Consider the following 16687-nt stretch of genomic DNA (forward strand, 5'->3'; position numbering starts at 1 on the left):
CTAGTTCGCCGGGCCGGCCTCAGTCGTCGAGGCCGCGCTGGGCCAGCCGGGAGCCGCGCCGCGCCGCCGCCCGCTGCCAGCGGAAGATGCCGAACCCGATCCCGCCGAGCACCGCGCCGGTCACGCAGGTGGTGAACCAGATGTCCAACGGCCGCCCGGCCACGACGTGGGCGACGAGCAGGCCCACGGCGCCGAGCAGCCACAGCAGCGTGCCGATGCCCGCGACCAGCGCGACGTCGCTGGTGCTGCGGGGCAGGGGCGGCGGATCGACCACGCGCCGAGCCTAGCCCGCCCCCGCGCTCGCCCCCGGCGAACGGCTGGCCCCCGCCTCGCCCTGGGCGAACACGGCCGGCCGCCGCCGCGCCCTGGGCGAACACGGCCGGCCGCCGCCTCGCCCTGGGCGAACACGGCTCCGGGGCGGGGCGGGCACTGCCAGGCTCGCGGCATGGACGTCGTCGACCTGCGGCCGGACCTGCGGATGCTCGTGGGCAACCCCGGCCAGGCCTACCTGCACCGGCGCGGCGAGGAGGTGCTGCTCGTCGACACCGGACCGCTCGGCAGCGCTCCGGCGATCGCCGGCGCGCTCCGGGACTGGGGGCTGGGGCCGGAGGCGGTCACGGACGTCGTCCTCACGCACTGGCACGCCGACCACGCCGGCTCCGCGGCCGAGGTCGCCACCTGGCCGAACGCGCGGATCCTCGTGCACGCCGCCGACGCCCCGGTGGTCCGCGGCGAGCGGCCCGGGCCGCCGCCGCTGCTCACCCCGGCCGAGGAGGTGCTGCACCGGCAGGTCGCGGCCGGCCTCCCCGACGCGCCACCGGCCCGGGTGGACCGCGAGCTCGCCGACGGCGAGGTGCTCGCCTCGGGCGCGCGGGTGCTGCCCACGCCGGGCCACACCGCCGGCAGCCTCGCGCTCGTGCTCGACGACGCGGGCGTCGTCTTCACCGGCGACGTCGCGGCCGAGTACGAGGGCGGGGTGATCCTGGGGCCGTTCAACACGGACCGCGAGCTCGCGCGGCGCTCCTTCCGCCGGTTCGCCGAGGTCGACGTCGCGCTGGCGTGTGTCGGGCACGGCCGCCCGGTCCCCGGAGCGGCCCTGCGGGCGGCCGCGCGGGCGGCGGAGGTGCCGGACCCACTCGGGTGATCACGACCGGGTCACAATCGGGCCGAGTGCCCGGCGGCAGCGTCCTCAAACCCGGCCTTTCCGCAGCTCGAGGGGCCCGGCCGGATCCGGTCCGCACTGCCCACAGGGTGAGCGGCGCGCGGACCGGACGCTTACGGTGTGCCCGTGCTCGAGCGCCTGTTCAAGCTCACGGAACGCAAGACGACGGTGTCCCGCGAGATGCGCGGCGGCCTCGTCACGTTCGTGACGATGTCCTACATCATCGTGCTCAACCCGCTGATCCTCGGCAGCGTGGCGCCCGGTGACCCGAGTGCGAAGGCCGACGCGCTGGGCAACATCCTGCCGATCGGGCAGGTCGCCGCCGTGACGGCGCTCGTCGCGGGCGTGATGACGATCCTCTTCGGGCTCGTTGCGAACCTGCCCTTCGCCATCGCCACCGGGCTCGGCATCAACACGCTGCTCGCGGTCACGATCGCACCGCTCATGACCTGGCCCGAGGCGATGGGCCTGGTCGTGCTCGACGGCCTCGTGATCGTCGTCCTCGCCGTGACGGGCTTCCGGACCGCGGTGTTCAACGCCGTGCCCGCCGCGCTGAAGTCCGCCATCGCCGTCGGGATCGGCGCCTTCATCGCGCTGATCGGGCTCGTCGACGCCGGCTTCGTCCGCCGCCTGCCCGACGCCGCGAACACGACGGTACCGGTCGGCCTCGGCATCAACGGCTCGATCGCCTCCTGGCCGACCTTCGTCTTCGTGCTCGGGCTGCTGATCACGGGCGTCCTGGTGGTGCGCGGGGTCCGGGCGGGGCTGCTGATCGGCGTGGTGGTGACGACGATCATCGCGATCATCGTGGAGGCGATCGCGCACGTCGGGTCGTCGGCCACCAACCCCAAGGGCTGGTCGCTGTCCGTTCCGGCCCTGCCGAAGAGCATCGTCGGATGGCCCGACCTGTCGTTGGTGGGGAACTTCTCCTTCGGCGCCTTCGGCCGGCTCGACGCGCTCACCGTCATCCTGCTCGTGTTCACGCTGGTCCTGGCCAACTTCTTCGACGCCATGGGCACGATGACCGGGCTCGGCCAGCAGGCCGGGCTGACCGACAAGCAGGGGCAGCTGCCGAACATCGGCCGGGCCCTGGTGGTCGAGGGCGCCGGCGCGGTGGCCGGCGGCGTCGGCTCGTCGTCGTCGAACACGGTCTTCGTGGAGTCCGCCTCCGGTATCGCCGAGGGCGCGCGCACCGGGCTGGCCAACGTGCTCACCGGCGTGCTGTTCCTGGCGGCGATGTTCTTCACCCCGCTCTACGCGATCGTGCCGGTCGAGGCGGCCGCGCCGGCGCTGGTGGTCGTCGGGGCGCTGATGTTCCGGCAGGTCTCGGGCATCGACCTGACCGAGCTGCGGACCGCGCTGCCGGCCTTCCTGACGGTCGTGATCATGCCCTTCACGTACTCGATCGCCAACGGCATCGGGGCCGGCTTCATCAGCTACGTCGTGCTGTCGGCGGCCACGGGCAAGGCGCGCCAGGTGCACCCGCTGATGTGGGTCGTCGCGGTGGCGTTCGTCGGCTACTTCGCGGTCGGCCCGCTGCGTGCCCTCTTCGGGTAGTTGTAGTAAACTAACTACATCGTGAGTGCTGTCGCGGAAACCCCGGTCCCTGCTGGCTCCGATTCAGGTCCGGATTCCGCGCACTCACCGCCGGGAGGCATGTTCGCCTCGCTGCGCGTGCCCAACTACCGGTACTTCATCTCCGGTCAGATCGTGTCCAACGTGGGCACCTGGATGCAGCGCATCGCGCAGGACTGGCTGGTCCTCGACCTGACCCACGGCAGCGCGACCGCCCTGGGGATCGCGGCGGCCCTGCAGTTCGCGCCCACGCTCGTGCTCTCGCTCTGGGGCGGGGTGCTGGCCGACCGCGTCGACAAGCGGCTCGTGCTGGTCGCGGTGCAGCTCGCGATGGGGCTGTGCGCGGTGGTGCTCGGCACGGTCGTGCTCACCGGCGTGGTCGCGCTGTGGCAGGTCTACCTGCTGTGCCTGCTGCTCGGCTGCTTCTCCGCGCTCGACGCCCCGATGCGGCAGGCCTTCGTGTCCGAGATGGTCGGCCCCGGCCAGGTGGTGAACGCGGTCGCGCTCAACTCGCTGTGCTTCAACCTCGCCCGGATCGTCGGGCCCGCGGTGGCCGGCGTCCTCATCGTCGCGGTCGGCACCGGCTGGGTCTTCCTGATCAACGCCGCGAGCTTCGCCGCGGTGATCACCGGCCTGCTGCTGATGCGGCCGGAGAAGCTGTACCGCACCGAGCGGGTTCCGCGGGCCCCGCACCAGCTCCGCGACGGGCTCGCCTACGTGCGGAGCCGGCCGGACCTCGTGGCCGTGATGGTGCTGGTCTTCCTGGTCTCGACCTTCGGCATCAACTTCTTCATGACGCTGGCGCTGCTGGCCCGCAACGTCTTCGGCCGGGACGCCGAGGGCTACGGGCTGCTCACCACGCTGCTGGCCGTCGGGTCGGTGCTCGGCACGACGGCGGCCGCCCGCCGCACCCGCAAGCCGCGGCTGCGCCTGGTCGCCGGCGCCGGGGTGGTGTTCGGTGCCCTGCTCGTGGTCGCCGGGCTGATGCCGACGTACCTCGCGGCCGGGCTCGCGCTCGTCCCGGTCGGGTTCGCGGCGCTGATCTTCACGACGGCCGCGAACTCGTCCGTGCAGCTCTCGGTCGACCCGACCATGCGGGGCCGGGTCATGGGGCTCTACATGCTGCTCCTGCTCGGCGGGACGCCGCTGGGCGGGCCGCTGCTGGGACTGCTGGCCGAGCACTTCGGCGGGCGCGCGCCGCTGGTCGTCGGCGGGATCGTGACGGTGCTGTCCGTGCTGGTCGTCGGGCTGGTCCTGGCCCGGCGGCAGGGGATCCCGGAACTCCTCCGGAGCAAGGGCTTGACGGCGTTAGCTAGGTAAGGCTAACTTCATTCTCGTCGCTTCGTGGTGGGAGCGGCGCGTCAGTTCGGGAAGGGCCAGGCCCTCCGGCTCCGGCCGGGGGGCCTGGTTCGTTCTCGGGGTCCCTGCCCTGCGCGGGAGTCCCTGCCTACGGCAGGGTTCGATCCTGGAGGTGGTTCGATCCTGGAGGCGGTTCGATCCCGGCGGCGGGGTCGGGTCCAGCGGCGGCGGGACCATGCCTAGCGGCGGCGGGTCAGGCCGACGCCGAGCAGGCAGAGCGCACCGCCCACCAGGGCCAGGGCGGGCGGCGCCTCGGCGAGCAGGAGCGCCGAGAGCCCGACCGTGATCGGCGGGACGAGATAGGTGGTCACGCCGAGGCGGCCGGCGTCCATCCGGGCCAGGGCGTAGGCCCAGGTGCTGAAGGCCAGCGCGGTCGGGACGAGCCCGAGGTAGGCGAGCCCGGCCGTCGCGCTCCACTCCGCCGCGGCCAGGTCACGCGCCAGCGAGCCCGCGAACGGGAGGCAGGCGAGGGTCCCGATCCCGCAGGCCAGGAAGGTCACCTGCAGGGCGGGAAGCCGGCGCAGCACGGGTTTCTGGGCCAGCACCCCGACGGCGTAGGTGACGGCGGCGACCACGCACAGCGCGATGCCGAGCAGGTCCGCGCCGTCGCCGCCGGCCGTCGACGCGCCGATCACCACGGCGCCGGCGAACGCCACCCCGGCCCCGATCAGCAGCCAGCGCGGGAAGCCCTCGTGCAGCAGCACACCCGCGAACAGGGCGATGAGGATCGGGCCGATGTTGACCAGCATCGCCGTCGTGCCGGCGTCGACGCGTTGTTCCGCGGCGTTGAGGGCGACGTTGTAGACGGCGAACCAGGCCAGGCCGCACAGCAGGAGCAGGGCCCACTCGCGGGCCGTCGGGCGGACCCAGCGGCCACGGGTGAGGAGCAGGGCACCGAGCGCCAGGGTGCCGACGGCGAGGCGGCCGAGGGCGAGCGCGCCCGGCTCGTAGGCGCGGCCGACGAACCGGATCCCGACGAAGGCGCTCGCCCAGGCCAGGACGGTCACCGAGACCGCGGCCAGGGCGCCCCAGCGGGGTCCCGCGGGGGCCGTCGTCGGTGCGGCGGCGGTGGCCGCCGGCTCGGTGGCGGGGGGATCCGTCGCCGCGGAGCCGGTCTCGGTCTCGCCGGTCGCGCTCGGGTCGATCGCGCTCGGGTCGGTCACCGGCAGGTCGGGGTCGGTCGCCGGGGGGTTCCGGGCGGGTTCGTGCACGGCTCAACGCTATGCCCCCGTTTCGGCCGATCTCGCGCGGATTTCCGCCCAGGGGTTGTGACAGCAGTAAAGGGTAGGCTAACTTCAGTCACGTCGCTTCGTGGTGGGAGCGGCGCGTCAGTTCGGGAAACGAGTGGGCCCCGGCCGGATCGGCCGGGGCCCACTCGCGTGCGCGGGGGTGCTCCGGTCTCACAGGTCGTACTGGCGGACCCAGTCGATCTCCATCCGGGACTCGCGGACCGCGCCGCCGTGCGGGAACCAGTCCAGCTGGACCGTGAGGTGCATCGGCCCCGGCGGCAGCGTCTTCCGGTCCTCGGTGCGCCACCACTCCTCGCCGTCGACGAACGTCGCGATGTGGTCCGGCGTCCACTCCACGGCCCAGTTGTGCCACTGCGTGGCGTCGATCTCCACGCTGCCGTGCAGCTGCGAGTTGTCCGAGCCGTAGTGCAGGAACATGTCGGTGTTCTGCCGGTCGGGGTCGGACATCTCCATGAAGTCGACCTCGCCGCCGGAGGGCCAGTCCTCGGCGTCGGGCCACAGGAGCAGCAGGGCGTGGTAGCTGCGGTCGCTCTCCGGGGCCCGGACGCGGCCCTCCCAGCGGCCGTACTCCTGCCCGGGGTTCCAGGCCATGCCGCCGGTCGTGCCGTCCGGCGAGCCGGTGACGACGAGGATCCCGTCCTCGATCGAGAAGGCGTCGGGGGAGCGGCGGCCCTTCCCGCCGTGCCCGGTGCCGTCGTAGAGCCCCCAGCCCTCCAGCCCGTCGGTGAAGTCGTCCTCCCGGTTCGGGGTGCCCCAGCCGAGGGCCGCCGCGGCGGTGCGGCCCTCGCCGGCGCGGGCTCCGGCGCCTCGCGATCGGCGGGTGCCGGTTACGGCGTCCTGGGCTCCGGTGCCCCGGCCGTGACCGAGGGCTGCGGGGCGGCGCGGCGGGGCCGGGATCCGGCGGACCCGCTCGCCCCCGCTGTCCGCGCGTTCGGCCGCGGTCCGGACCACCGGTACGTCGGCCGGCGAGGCCGCGGTCCCCGGTCCGACGAAGCCGAGCAGGGCGGCGACGCCGGTGGCCAGCAGGCGTGCGAGGCGGGCGGTCAGGTCGGGGGGTGGCACGGCGTCACTCCTCCTCGCTCACTGGGCGAAGCTGACGTGGACGTGGTCGAAGTGGCCGCCGGTGACGTCGCTCGTGTCGTACACGCTGCTCGTGTAGGGCCGGCCCCAGCCGCCGTCGTCGGGGACCGACGGGTCCCAGTAGCGGCCCTGCCAGATCAGGTACGCGACGGCGAGCGGCCCGGCGTGCGCGCGCAGGTAGTTCGCGACCGCCCAGCCGGCGGCGAGCTCGTCGCCGCCGGGGAAGGCGCCCGCCGTGCCGGGGAAGAAGTCGCAGGCGCGGCCCTGTGGGTGGTCGCTTCGCGGGTTCCAGGCGTGGGCGTCCCAGCAGCCGGCCGAGCGGATCGTCGGGCCGCCGCCGAGGGGGCCGAACGCGGCGGTCACCGCGGCGACGCCGTGCCGGGTCGCGCCGGTGACGCAGCCGTCGCCGCCGGTCGGGTCGGGTGGGGTGCAGGCGGTCCCGCCGCCGGTCCACGCCCTGGGTGCCGCGGCGGGTACGGCGCGCTCGCGGGCCCCGGTCACGGCCTTCCGCAGGGCGTCGGGGCAGGCGGCGGCGCAGCTGCCGGCCGGGGCGGGTTGCCGGATCAGGGTCGCGACGCCCGTGCGGAGGGCGGAACAGGTGCGCCGCAGCCCGGTCACGGGGGCGGGCTCGTCCGCCGAACGGGCCGCCACCCGCCAGACCCCGCCGCCGCGGACGGGCGCGAGCTCCGGGCACTGCTGGGCGGCCATCCGCTCCAGGAACGGGGCGCGGGTGGGGGCGGGGATCACCCGGATGCCGTCGACGGGGGTCGGGTCGGCCGTGTCGCCCGCCGTCAGGTGGAGGGCCGGTGCCGTCGGGCTCGCGCTCAGGAGTCCGGCCACCGCGAGCGCAGCGGCGAGCAGGAGGCGGAGCACGGGCTCACTCCCGCCGCTCGGGGTTCGTCGCCGCAACCGGGCCGACCTCGAGGATCCGGATCCCGCGGACGGGGCGGAGGTCGGGATGGAGGGACTCGGTGGGAACCGGTGGGGCCGGCTCGGGTGGAGCCGCGGTGATCGTGCCGCTCGGAGCGGGGGCGCGGTCGACGTCGACCGGCCGCTGAGGGACAACCTGTGCGGGTCGGGGTACGGACGCGAGCGGACCGTCGGCGCCGACCGGGACGAAGGAGCGGTACGAGGTGAACGCGGGCACGTCGACGCGCCGCTGCTCCCGGTGGGGCGCGATCGGGGCGGGTCGGGCTCGGGTCACCACCGGCTGCGAGGGGAGCGGGCTCAGGGGCGGCAGCGGCGCGTGCCCGAGCGGTGCCGGGACCGGCCGACCCGCCGGGGCCGGGCGGCCGAGCCGTCCCGAGTCGGCGACGGCCCGCGCCAGGCGCGCGACGGCGTCGAGGTAGGGCCGAAGGGCACGCGGGAGCCGCTCCCGGGGCGTCCCGAGCAGCCCCGCCGCCTCGCGGTACGGGTCGACGATCCCGCGCCAGCGTCCGACGTGCGGCAGCGGCACCACCGCCGACCAGCCCGGGCCGAGCTCGTCGAGACGCTCGGGATGCCGCCGTTCGGCTCCGTCGAGGGTCACGGCGAGCACCGCCGGCACGGCGGTGGGATCGAAGAGGTCCGCGATGCGCAGCGCCCGGTCCAGCGACTCGGCGCTGCTGCGGCAGACCACGATGTCGGCGTCGGCGCCCGCGCCGGTCCCGCCGTCGCGGCCGTGCAGGGCGAGGGCGAGCGTGGTCGTGCCGACGCCGCCGGACACGCCGGCGACGGAGGGCGGGCGGAAGCCGGTCATGGCACCTCCAGGGGAGCGTCGTCGTCGAGAGCGGTGTCGAGTGCCGCGTCGGGGGCGGTGGCCTCGTGCGCCGCGGCAGTGGATTCCTCGGCGCCGTCGAGCTCCTCCTCGGCGTCGACGACCAGCCGGTCGCCCTCCACCCGGACGGCCACGCCGAGGCGCACCCACCGGCCCGGGAGCCCGCGCCAGCCGCGGGCGGCCGGAGCCGGTGCGGCCGCCGGGACGGCCGGTCCCTCGTCCGGGTCGTCGGCCGGACCCGGCCGGCCGCCGGGGACCCGGCGGTACGGGGTGACGCGGACCCGGACGTCGACGAGCACCCGGCCCTCGCCGTCGGGCCGGACCAGCCCGGACAGCGCGAAGTCGGCGCGCTGCCGCCCGTGCCCGGACCAGCCGAGCCGGACCGGCCTGCGGTCGGCGAGGTAGTCGCCGAGCACACCGGCGCGACGATCGGGGTCGTCCTCGTCCCAGGAGAGGTAGTCGGCGGCGAAGGCGGCGGCCAGCGCGGCCGCCTCCGCCGGGTGCGGGACGGGGGCGTCCTCGGCTGTGGTCGGGGTCGGGCCCGGGTTCCGGGCCGGGTCGGGGGCCGGGTCGGGGGCCGGGTCCGGGTTGCGGGCGGGGGTCGGGCCCGGGTTCCGGGCCGGGAGGGGGGTCGGGGTCTGGTCCGGCCGCGCGGCCGTCGTCGGAAAGGCGTCCCCTGCGACCGACCAGGCGGCGGCGACGGCCGGGGAACCGGCGTCGGGCCAGCCGAGGAGCCCACGCGCCGGGACGGAGTCCGCCGTGATCGGCGGGAAGCCGTACGGGTCGGTGGGGGTGTCGGCGTCCGTGTCGCGGTGGGTGTCGGCGGGGGCGTCGCCGAGGGTCCCGGGGCGCTCCCAGTCGCGCCGGGGCGGGGCGAGCAGGTCCTCCGCGCGCCGGGAGGGCCGGGCGTGGCTGGTCGCGCTGCCGGGGACGATCTCCCGCGCCGCCCCGGCCGGGCGGCCGAACATCCGGAAGGCGGCCACGTCACCGCCTCCCGGGCATGCGGAATGGGGACATCGCTCCCTCTCGTGGGCAGGCGCTCCCGCCCGCGGAGGGCCGCGGGTGCAGCGAGCGGTGAACCGGCGGTGCCCGGATCGCGGGCGGCCGGTGGGACGAGAGGAACCCTAGGAACCCGCGGTGGCGCGGTGGGGCGGAACGGCGCGGGTGTTCACGATCGCGAACACCCGGTGGTCACCGCCGACGGCTCCGGCACCGCGGGTCGGGAGCTCCGGCACCGCGGGTCGGGAGCTCCGGCACCGCGGGTCGGGAGGTCGCGGGTGTTCAGGCGGGGAGGGCCCAGGTGTGGACCGGCTCGTTGGCCTCCGAGGCCTCGAGGTACCGCTCCAGCATCCCGGTCAGCGCGCCCTGCCGGCTCGAGCCGCGGGCCTCGAGGGCCGCGACCGTGTCGAGCTGCCAGGTCGCGCCCGTCCGGCCCGTCACGCACCGCCGCTCGATCACCGTCAGGTAGCGGTCCCGGACGGCCGAGCTCACACCCCACCGCGACAGGCCCTCGTGGGCGAGCGGGAGCAGCTTGCGCAGGGCCAGCTCGTCCGGCTTGATCCATCCCGTGCCCGGCCAGTAGAGCGGCGCCTCCATGCCGTGCCGCGCGGCCGTCGTGAAGTTCTCCTCGGCCGCCTCGAACGACATCGACTGCCACAGCGGCTGGTCGGACTCCACGAGCACGCGCAGCAACCCGTAGAAGAACAGCGCGTTGGCCACCATGTCGACGGCGGTCGGCCCGGCCGGCAGCACCCGGTTCTCCAGCCGGATGTGCGGCTGGCCGTCGGCGACGTCGTACACCGGGCGGTTCCACCGCCAGATCGTGCCGTTGTGGAGCTTGAGCTCGTCGAGGTCCGGTACCCCGCCGCTGCGCAGCGTCGTCATCGGGTCGGAGTCGCCCGGGAACGGGACGATCCCCGGGAAGTACCGCGCGTTCTCCGCGAACAGGTCGAGCACGGAGGAGATCCAGCGCTCCCCGAACCACACCCGCGGTCGGACGCCCTGGTTGCGCAGCTCGACCGTCCGCACGTCGCAGGCCTGCGTGAACAGCGGGATCCGGGTCTCGGCCCACAGCCGCGAGCCCAGCAGGAACGGCGAGTTCGCCCCCAGCCCCAGCTGTACGCCCGCGAGGCACTGCGCCGCGTTCCAGTACGCCGGGAACGAGCTCGGCGAGACCTGCAGGTGCAGCTGCATCGACGTGCAGGCCGCCTCGGGGATGATCGTCTCGAAGTCCGCGGTGAACCGCTCCGGCGCGACGGCGTGCAGCCCGCCCGGGTCCCCGCCGGAGATGTCCACGTGGATCGGCTCGCCCCGCGCGGCCAGCATCTGGTCGTTGAGCACGGCGTAGCGGTCGTCGGCCGAGATCGACTCCGCGACGAGGTGGGAGCGCTCCAGCGTCGGCAGGATCCCGATCATCGCCAGCTGCGACTTGCAGTCCCGCGCCTTGGCGCGGGCGACGGCCAGCTCGTCGAGCAACTCGTGCTCGAGGTGGCGCCACTGGTCGCCGGGGAGCGGGCGCGGTGGGAGGTTCAGCTCGATGTTCCACCGGCCGAGCTCGGTCTGGAACTCGTTGCCGCCGATGGCCTCGAGGACGTCCTTGCCGGTCATGGAGGGGCTCAGCGCCCCGTCGACCAGGTTCAGCTCGACCTCGATACCGGTCATCGGGTCGTCCTCGGCGAACGGGTGCTCCCGCAGCATCTTCGTCAACGCCTCGAGGCAACGCTGCACCTTGGCTCGATACCGCTGGCGTTCCCGCCGACTGAACCGGGTCCGGTCGACGTCCTGGCCCATGCTCTCCCGATGCCTCCTAGCTGCCGGTCCGCCCGCGGCGGCTCTCCACCGTGACACATCCCCTTATGTGGCGGTACCGGCTGACCGGGCGACCCCGTGCGACGAACGGCAGACCACCTGGGACGATCGGTCGCCGTGGCCATCATCACCGCGATCGGCGACCCCACCGACCCCCGGCTCGACGACTACCGCGACCTCACCACCGCCGACCGCAGGCCCGACCGCCCCGGGGGGCGGGGGCTCGTGATCGCGGAGGGTGTGGTCGTCGTCCGACGTCTGATCGAGTCCCCCTATCCCGTCCGGTCCCTGCTCGGGGTACCCCGTCGGCTCGAGGAGCTCACCACCGATCTCGCCCATCTGGACGTCCCCGCCTACGCCACGGACGCCGACACCATGGCCAGCGCCGTCGGCTTCCACCTGAACCGCGGAGTGCTCGCCGCTGCCGACCGCGCCGAGCCGGTCGACGCCCGGGAGCTGGCGCGGACCGCCCGGGTCCTCGCCGTGTGCGAGGGCGTGAACGACCACGAGAACCTCGGTTCCCTGTTCCGCAACGCCGCGGCCCTCGGCGTCGACGGAATCCTGCTCGGGCCCCGCTGCGCCGATCCGCTGTACCGGCGGTCGGTCCGGGTGTCGATGGGGCACGTGCTCCGGGTGCCGTTCGCGCCCCTGCCCGGCCCCTGGCCACAGTCGCTGGACCTGCTGCGGGAGGCCGGTCTGCAGGTCGCGGCGCTGACGCCGGCGCCGGAGGCGGTCCCGATCTCGGAGGCGAAGCTGGCGGGGGAGCGGGTGGCGTTGCTGCTGGGCGCGGAGGGGCCCGGTCTGACGCCGGAGGCGCTGGCCGCGGCCGACGTCCGGGTGCGGATCCCGATGGCGACGGGCGTCGACTCTCTCAATGTCGCAACGGCTGCCGCGGTGGCCTTCCACGCGGTGAGCGCGTCCGTACCCTGATCACGTGCACCTTGCTGCGGGGGGTCAGGTGGTGCTCGGTGAGAGGAGGCCGGGCGACGCCGTGCTGCCTCCGGACCTCGCCGCGGACCTCCGGCAGTGGGGCGCGGTGGCGGCCAGCATCCGCGGGATCGAGGTGCGGGCGGAGCAGCAGGACATCGTCAGCCGGCGGGGGCGCCAGCTCGCCGGCCGGGTGTCCGACGTCCTGGGCAGGCCGGTCGAGTACGTCGACCCGCTGACCGGGGGCGTCGACCTGGTGCGCGGGCGCACCACCGAGCCGATCCCGCTTGTGCCCCCGCACCCCGAGGAACCGACGCCCTGGGCGACCGGGCTCGTGGTCGCCGCGTTCTTCGCGGTGCTCGCGGCGATCGGCGACATCACGCTCAGCCGGGCCTTCGGCGAGGCGTTCGGGCTGCTCTGGATCCCGGCGAACGTGCTGGTCGTGGGCGGTCTCGCGCCCTCGCTGTGGTTGGTCCGGCGGGTGCCGTTCTGGCGCTGGATGGGGCTCGGCGCCGCGGTGGGGCTCGGGGTGGCGTGGGTGGTGCTGCTGCTCGGACAGTTCCTCTGATCGGAGTGCCCGGGCGCGCGCGAGGCGTCGGCCGCACTCGCATCGGGTGCCGCGCCCGACCCTGCGGCCGGCGCACTCGGTCCCGTGGCCCGGGCACCCGCTCCTGTGGCCCGCACACCCACTCGTGTCGTTGCACCTCCGCTCAGGCGCACGCGCACACCGTCGATGGCGCCGCACAACTCGTGGACAGGCTGTGGGAGGGGGTGATCGGGTGTGCGGGCTCCGTCGAGTCGGCCTGCCTCGACGGTTCCGGTACGCCGGCATGGGGTGTCGGCGTCGGCAGTCCCCTCGAACCGGCCCGCCCCGGGCCCGCGACGACTCGCGTTCGCCGTGACACCTCGCTCGGCGGCGCCCCGCCGGCACGCCCTCGCAGTGCGCGTGATTCTGCGTGCAGCAGCGGACACGCCCCTTGATCACTGCTTGTGACGGCTACGCGCAGATCTGACGGGTCAACGGTCTCGAACAGCGATCTTGGTGCCCGAACACCCGAGTCCCGGCACCGCAACGTCCGACTCGCGGTGCCAGAACTCGCGACTCGCGGTGCCGGGGCTCGTGACTCGCGGTGCCGGGCTTGTGACTCGTGGTGCTGGGGCTTGTGACTCGTGGTGCTGGGGCTCGCGACTCGCCGGAGCGGGTTCCCGTGTTCAGCGGCCGCGGACGCCGAGCAGCACCTCGTCCCACGACGGCATGATCGGCTTGCCCTTCTTCGTGCGCTTGGCAGGAGCGGGCTGGTCGCCCTCCCCGCGGCCCGCGGGCCGCGCCTCGGCGGCCGGGGCTGCAGCGTTCTTCTCCTTCGCGGCGCTCGAGTCGGACGGCTCGGCGGACGCCTCGCTCGCGACGGGAGCTCGGTCGCGCTGCTCCTCCTCGACGGGCCCCGCGACAGCGTCCTTCGCCGGGTCCGGTGAGCTCTCCTCCGCCGTCGCGCCCTTCGCCGTCGCGCCCTCCGCCGTCGCGCCCTCCGCCGTCGCGCTCGTCGCCGTCGTGCTCTTCGCTGCGGGGTCCTCCGCCGTCGCGCTCTTCGCGTCCTTCGCCGCCGCGTCGGTCTTGGCCAGGTCGGTCTTGGCCGGGTCGGTCTTGGCCGGGTCGGTCTTGGCCGGGTCGGTCTTCCCCGGGTCCGCCTCCACCGCGTCCGTCTTCTTCGGAGCCGCGCCGCCGCTCGCCTTCTCCTGCGCCGTCCCGCGGCTCGCGGCGGCGTCCGGCCGTGCGGCCGTCGCGGTCGACGGCTGCGCGATCTCGGCGCCCGTGGGCTCGTCCCGCACGGCCTTTCCGACGGGCTCGGAACCGGCTGCACGCTCTGCGACGTCCGGTACCGCGTCACGCGCCGGCTCCGCCGAAGCGTCGTCGCGAGCGACGTTCCCGCGGTCGCCGCTGTCCCGCCCGGCCGAATCCGCCCCGGCAGGTCCCGACGCGGCAGATCCCGACGCGGCAGATCCCGACGCGGCAGATCCCGACGCGGTCGACTCCGACCGGGCAGGTCCCGACCCGGCCGATCCCCACCCCGCAGGCCCCGACCCGGCCGACCCCGACACCGCCGGCCCCGACCCCGCCGGCCCCGACCCCGCCGGCCCCGACCCCGCCGGCCCGGGGTCGGCGACGCCCGGACGCCCGGCCTCCGCCGCCCGGGTGTCCGTGGTGAGCGTGTCCGTGCTCCGGGTCGCGGGGTGCGCCGGCGGTCCGGCCAGGTCCGACCGCGCGTCCGTGCGCGTCGCGCGCACCGGCTCCCGCCGGCCCGTCGGCAGGGGGCCGCGGCGCTGCTCCGGGGCGATGCGGCGGGGATCGCCGTTGACCGCGGCGGGCACGACCTCCTCCGCCGCGGCCTCGTCCGCGAAGTCGTCCGGCCGTGCCATGTCGATGACCGGGCCGACGGGACGCAGGGGCTGCTGCGGCCGGCCCTCCACGAGGTCGCGGGCGTGGTCGTCGAGGGCGATCACGGTCCCGCCGTGCGCGCCCGGCTGGAAGATCCAGTGCGCCCGGATGTCCGAGCGCCCGGACCGCCACCCGAGGGCGACGACCCACTTCCCGTCGTCGCCCTTCCAGCTGTCCCACTCCGCGCCGGTGTGGTCCTGCCCGCGCAGCCCGAACGTGTGGGCGACCGTCTCGGCGAGCGTCCGCACGTCCGGCCCGTCGTCCCGGACGGGGTGCGCGGCGCGCGCCAGCTCGGCCGTCCGGGCGCGTTCGAGGAGGACCGGATAGGCGAAGCGCTCGATCTTCTGGACGGGCACCCCGGCGGCCGAGGCGACCTGTTCCACGGACGCCCCGGCCCGGATCCGGGCTTGGATCTCGCGTGGTCGCAACTGGCTCTCCAACTCGATCGCGATCTGTCCGAGCCGGGTCAGGTCCCCTCGCGCGGCTGCCCGGAGCTGTTCGTCGGCGGGCACGGTGAACCGTTCGCGGCGCGCCGAGTCCTCGAGGACCACCGAACCGTCCTCGGTGATCCCGACGACCCGCAACGCCCGCATATCGCCGGCCCCCTCGCTCGCTCTGACCCCGTCCGGGTGACGGTAGTTGCCGAATCGTGTCCGACGAGTGAGGCGCGCCGGTGCGCCCTTCCGGCCCTCGACGTGGCCTTCTGGTCCGCACCGGCGCCCCTTCCGCCAGTGGACACTCCGTACCGTCGCACGTCGTGCCGAGATCGGTAAACCTGAGGCGCATGTTACTGCTGTGACTACGTTCCGTCACTCCAGCGCGTGCGGAACGGCCGGGTCGCGCGAGGCGCCCCGGCCGTTCGGGGAGGGCGGGACTACTCGGACCGGATGTTCGGCCCCGCGGGCTCCGCTCGGAGACGTTCGCTCAGGCCGCTCGGCCCGGATATCGCTCCGTCAAGTGCGCTCGGCGCCGACGTCCGCTGCGCGAGCTCCGCTCGGCGCCGACGTCCGCTCCGCGAGCTCCGCTCAGCGCCGACGTCCGCTCCGCGAGCTCCGCTCAGCCGATCCGCTCGACGACCCAGTCGATGCAGCTCGTCAGCGCGGCGACGTCCGCGGGCTCGACCGCCGGGAACATCCCGATCCGCAGTTGGTTTCGGCCCAGCTTCCGGTACGGCTCGGTGTCGACGATCCCGTTCGCCCGCAGGATCTTGGCGACGGCCGCGGCGTCGACCGAGTCGGCGAAGTCGACCGTGCCGACGACCTGCGACCGGTGCGCGGGGTCGGTCACGAACGGCGTGGTGTACTCCGACTTCTCGGCCCACGAGTACAGCCGGCTCGAGGAGTCCTTGGTGCGCGCGACGCAGGCGTCGAGCCCGCCGAGGCCGAGCATCCACTCGATCTGGTCGGCCAGCATGATCAGCGTGGCGACGGCCGGGGTGTTGTAGGTCTGGTCCTTGACCGAGTTGTCGACGGCGGTGGCCAGCGACAGGAACGGCGGGATCCAGCGGTCGCCCGCGGCGAGCTCAGCGACCCGCTCGAGCGCGGCCGGCGAGAGCAGCGCGATCCACAGCCCGCCGTCGGAGGCGAAGCCCTTCTGCGGCGCGAAGTAGTAGGCGTCGGCCTGCGTGATGTCGACGGGCAGGCCGCCGGCACCCGAGGTCGCGTCGATCACCACGAGCTGGCCGTCGAGGAAGGCCTCGGGCCGCACGACCGGCACCGCGACGCCGGTCGAGGTCTCGTTGTGGGCCCAGGCCAGGACGTCGCACGACGGGTCGGCGGTGGGCTCGGGCGCGCTGCCCGGCTCCGCGGACACGATCACCGGGTCGGCGAGGAACGGCGCGCCCTTGGTGGTGTCGGCGAACTTCGACGAGAACTCGCCGTAGGTCAGGTGCAGCGACCGCTCCCGGATCAGCCCGAACGCCGCGGCGTCCCAGAAGGCCGTGGAGCCGCCGTCGCCGAGGACGACCTCGTAGCCCTCGGGCAGCGAGAACAGCTCGCGCAGGCCGGCGCGCACGCGCCCGACCAGCGACTTCACCGGCTTCTGCCGGTGCGAGGTGCCCATCACGTCCGCGGCGTCCGCGAGCGCCCGGAGCTGCTCGGGGCGGACCTTGGACGGTCCGCAGCCGAACCGCCCGTCGCCCGGGAGGAGCTCGGCGGGGATCTGCAGGTCGGTGCTGGTCGACGCGGTCACGTACCCCAGTGTCGCAAGGCGCGGAGCGCACCGGCAGGGCGGGTTGGGCCAGCGCGGAGTGGGGCCGGGCCGCCAGGAGGGTGAGGGCGGGTCACCGGGCCGGCCGAACGGCAGGGCCGTCCAGGCGACCTGGCCCACGGTCCGCG

At 75.0% G+C, this 16687-nt stretch carries 14 protein-coding genes; 5 read left to right on the forward strand and 9 right to left on the reverse strand.

Features of this window, described 5'->3' with window-relative positions; all coding sequences use genetic code 11:
* Nucleotides 1–19: 19 nt before the first annotated feature.
* Nucleotides 20–274 carry a DUF2530 domain-containing protein gene (locus ACFQH9_RS10025; RefSeq protein WP_379565669.1) on the reverse strand — a complete coding sequence of 85 codons (255 nt, stop codon included), beginning with the start codon at nucleotides 272–274 and terminating at the stop codon, nucleotides 20–22.
* Between the two features lie 171 nt (nucleotides 275–445).
* On the opposite strand from ACFQH9_RS10025, the gene ACFQH9_RS10030 reads away from it, so the two are divergent.
* From ACFQH9_RS10030 to ACFQH9_RS10040, 3 genes are all read left to right on the forward strand, one after another.
* Complete coding sequence (locus ACFQH9_RS10030; RefSeq protein WP_379565670.1) at nucleotides 446–1144, forward strand: MBL fold metallo-hydrolase; 699 nt, start codon at nucleotides 446–448, stop codon at nucleotides 1142–1144.
* Between the two features lie 198 nt (nucleotides 1145–1342).
* On the forward strand, nucleotides 1343–2719 hold the full coding sequence (locus tag ACFQH9_RS10035; protein WP_379565802.1) for an NCS2 family permease: 1377 nt from the start codon (nucleotides 1343–1345) through the stop codon (nucleotides 2717–2719).
* A 99-nt stretch (nucleotides 2720–2818) separates the two neighbouring features.
* Nucleotides 2819–4057, forward strand: a complete 1239-nt coding sequence (locus ACFQH9_RS10040; protein WP_379565671.1) for an MFS transporter — start codon at nucleotides 2819–2821, stop codon at nucleotides 4055–4057.
* A 218-nt stretch (nucleotides 4058–4275) separates the two neighbouring features.
* On the opposite strand, the gene ACFQH9_RS10045 is transcribed toward ACFQH9_RS10040, so the two are convergent.
* The 6 genes from ACFQH9_RS10045 to ACFQH9_RS10070 all read right to left on the reverse strand — a co-directional run bounded on the left by ACFQH9_RS10045 (nucleotide 4276) and on the right by ACFQH9_RS10070 (nucleotide 10972).
* Entirely contained in the window at nucleotides 4276–5307 is a 1032-nt protein-coding gene (locus tag ACFQH9_RS10045) for a DMT family transporter (protein WP_379565672.1), read from the reverse strand.
* A 189-nt stretch (nucleotides 5308–5496) separates the two neighbouring features.
* Nucleotides 5497–6408: a glycoside hydrolase family 16 protein gene (locus ACFQH9_RS10050; protein WP_379565673.1), complete on the reverse strand. Its 912-nt coding sequence runs from the start codon at nucleotides 6406–6408 to the stop codon at nucleotides 5497–5499.
* Between the two features lie 18 nt (nucleotides 6409–6426).
* Nucleotides 6427–7299, reverse strand: a complete 873-nt coding sequence (locus tag ACFQH9_RS10055; RefSeq protein ID WP_379565674.1) for a VldE C-terminal domain-containing protein — start codon at nucleotides 7297–7299, stop codon at nucleotides 6427–6429.
* A 4-nt stretch (nucleotides 7300–7303) separates the two neighbouring features.
* Complete coding sequence (locus tag ACFQH9_RS10060) at nucleotides 7304–8164, reverse strand: hypothetical protein (protein ID WP_379565675.1); 861 nt, start codon at nucleotides 8162–8164, stop codon at nucleotides 7304–7306.
* Nucleotides 8161–9165, reverse strand: a complete 1005-nt coding sequence (locus tag ACFQH9_RS10065; protein WP_379565676.1) for a hypothetical protein — start codon at nucleotides 9163–9165, stop codon at nucleotides 8161–8163. The genes ACFQH9_RS10060 and ACFQH9_RS10065 overlap by 4 nt, the downstream gene beginning before the upstream one ends.
* 298 nt (nucleotides 9166–9463) lie before the next feature.
* A complete protein-coding gene (locus tag ACFQH9_RS10070; protein WP_379565677.1) occupies nucleotides 9464–10972 on the reverse strand; it encodes a glutamate-cysteine ligase family protein in 1509 nt (502 codons plus the stop codon).
* Between the two features lie 135 nt (nucleotides 10973–11107).
* Here ACFQH9_RS10070 and ACFQH9_RS10075 point away from each other — a divergent pair, with 135 nt between their 5' ends.
* On the forward strand, nucleotides 11108–11920 hold the full coding sequence (locus ACFQH9_RS10075) for a TrmH family RNA methyltransferase (protein WP_379565678.1): 813 nt from the start codon (nucleotides 11108–11110) through the stop codon (nucleotides 11918–11920).
* A 4-nt stretch (nucleotides 11921–11924) separates the two neighbouring features.
* Nucleotides 11925–12485 (forward strand): DUF2537 domain-containing protein, encoded by a 561-nt coding sequence (locus ACFQH9_RS10080; RefSeq protein ID WP_379565679.1) that lies wholly within the window; start codon nucleotides 11925–11927, stop codon nucleotides 12483–12485.
* A 644-nt stretch (nucleotides 12486–13129) separates the two neighbouring features.
* Here ACFQH9_RS10080 and sepH read toward each other — a convergent pair.
* Both sepH and serC read right to left on the reverse strand, forming a co-directional pair.
* The gene (gene sepH, locus ACFQH9_RS10085) at nucleotides 13130–14944 is read right to left on the reverse strand and encodes a septation protein SepH (protein ID WP_379565680.1); all 1815 of its coding nucleotides are present in this window, start codon (nucleotides 14942–14944) and stop codon (nucleotides 13130–13132) included.
* Nucleotides 14945–15407: 463 nt separating this feature from the next.
* Nucleotides 15408–16541 (reverse strand): phosphoserine transaminase, encoded by a 1134-nt coding sequence (gene serC / locus ACFQH9_RS10090; RefSeq protein ID WP_379565681.1) that lies wholly within the window; start codon nucleotides 16539–16541, stop codon nucleotides 15408–15410.
* Nucleotides 16542–16687: the final 146 nt, after the last annotated feature.

The sequence above is a fragment of the Pseudonocardia lutea genome (assembly GCF_042658055.1).
GTDB lineage: Bacteria > Actinomycetota > Actinomycetes > Mycobacteriales > Pseudonocardiaceae > Pseudonocardia > Pseudonocardia lutea.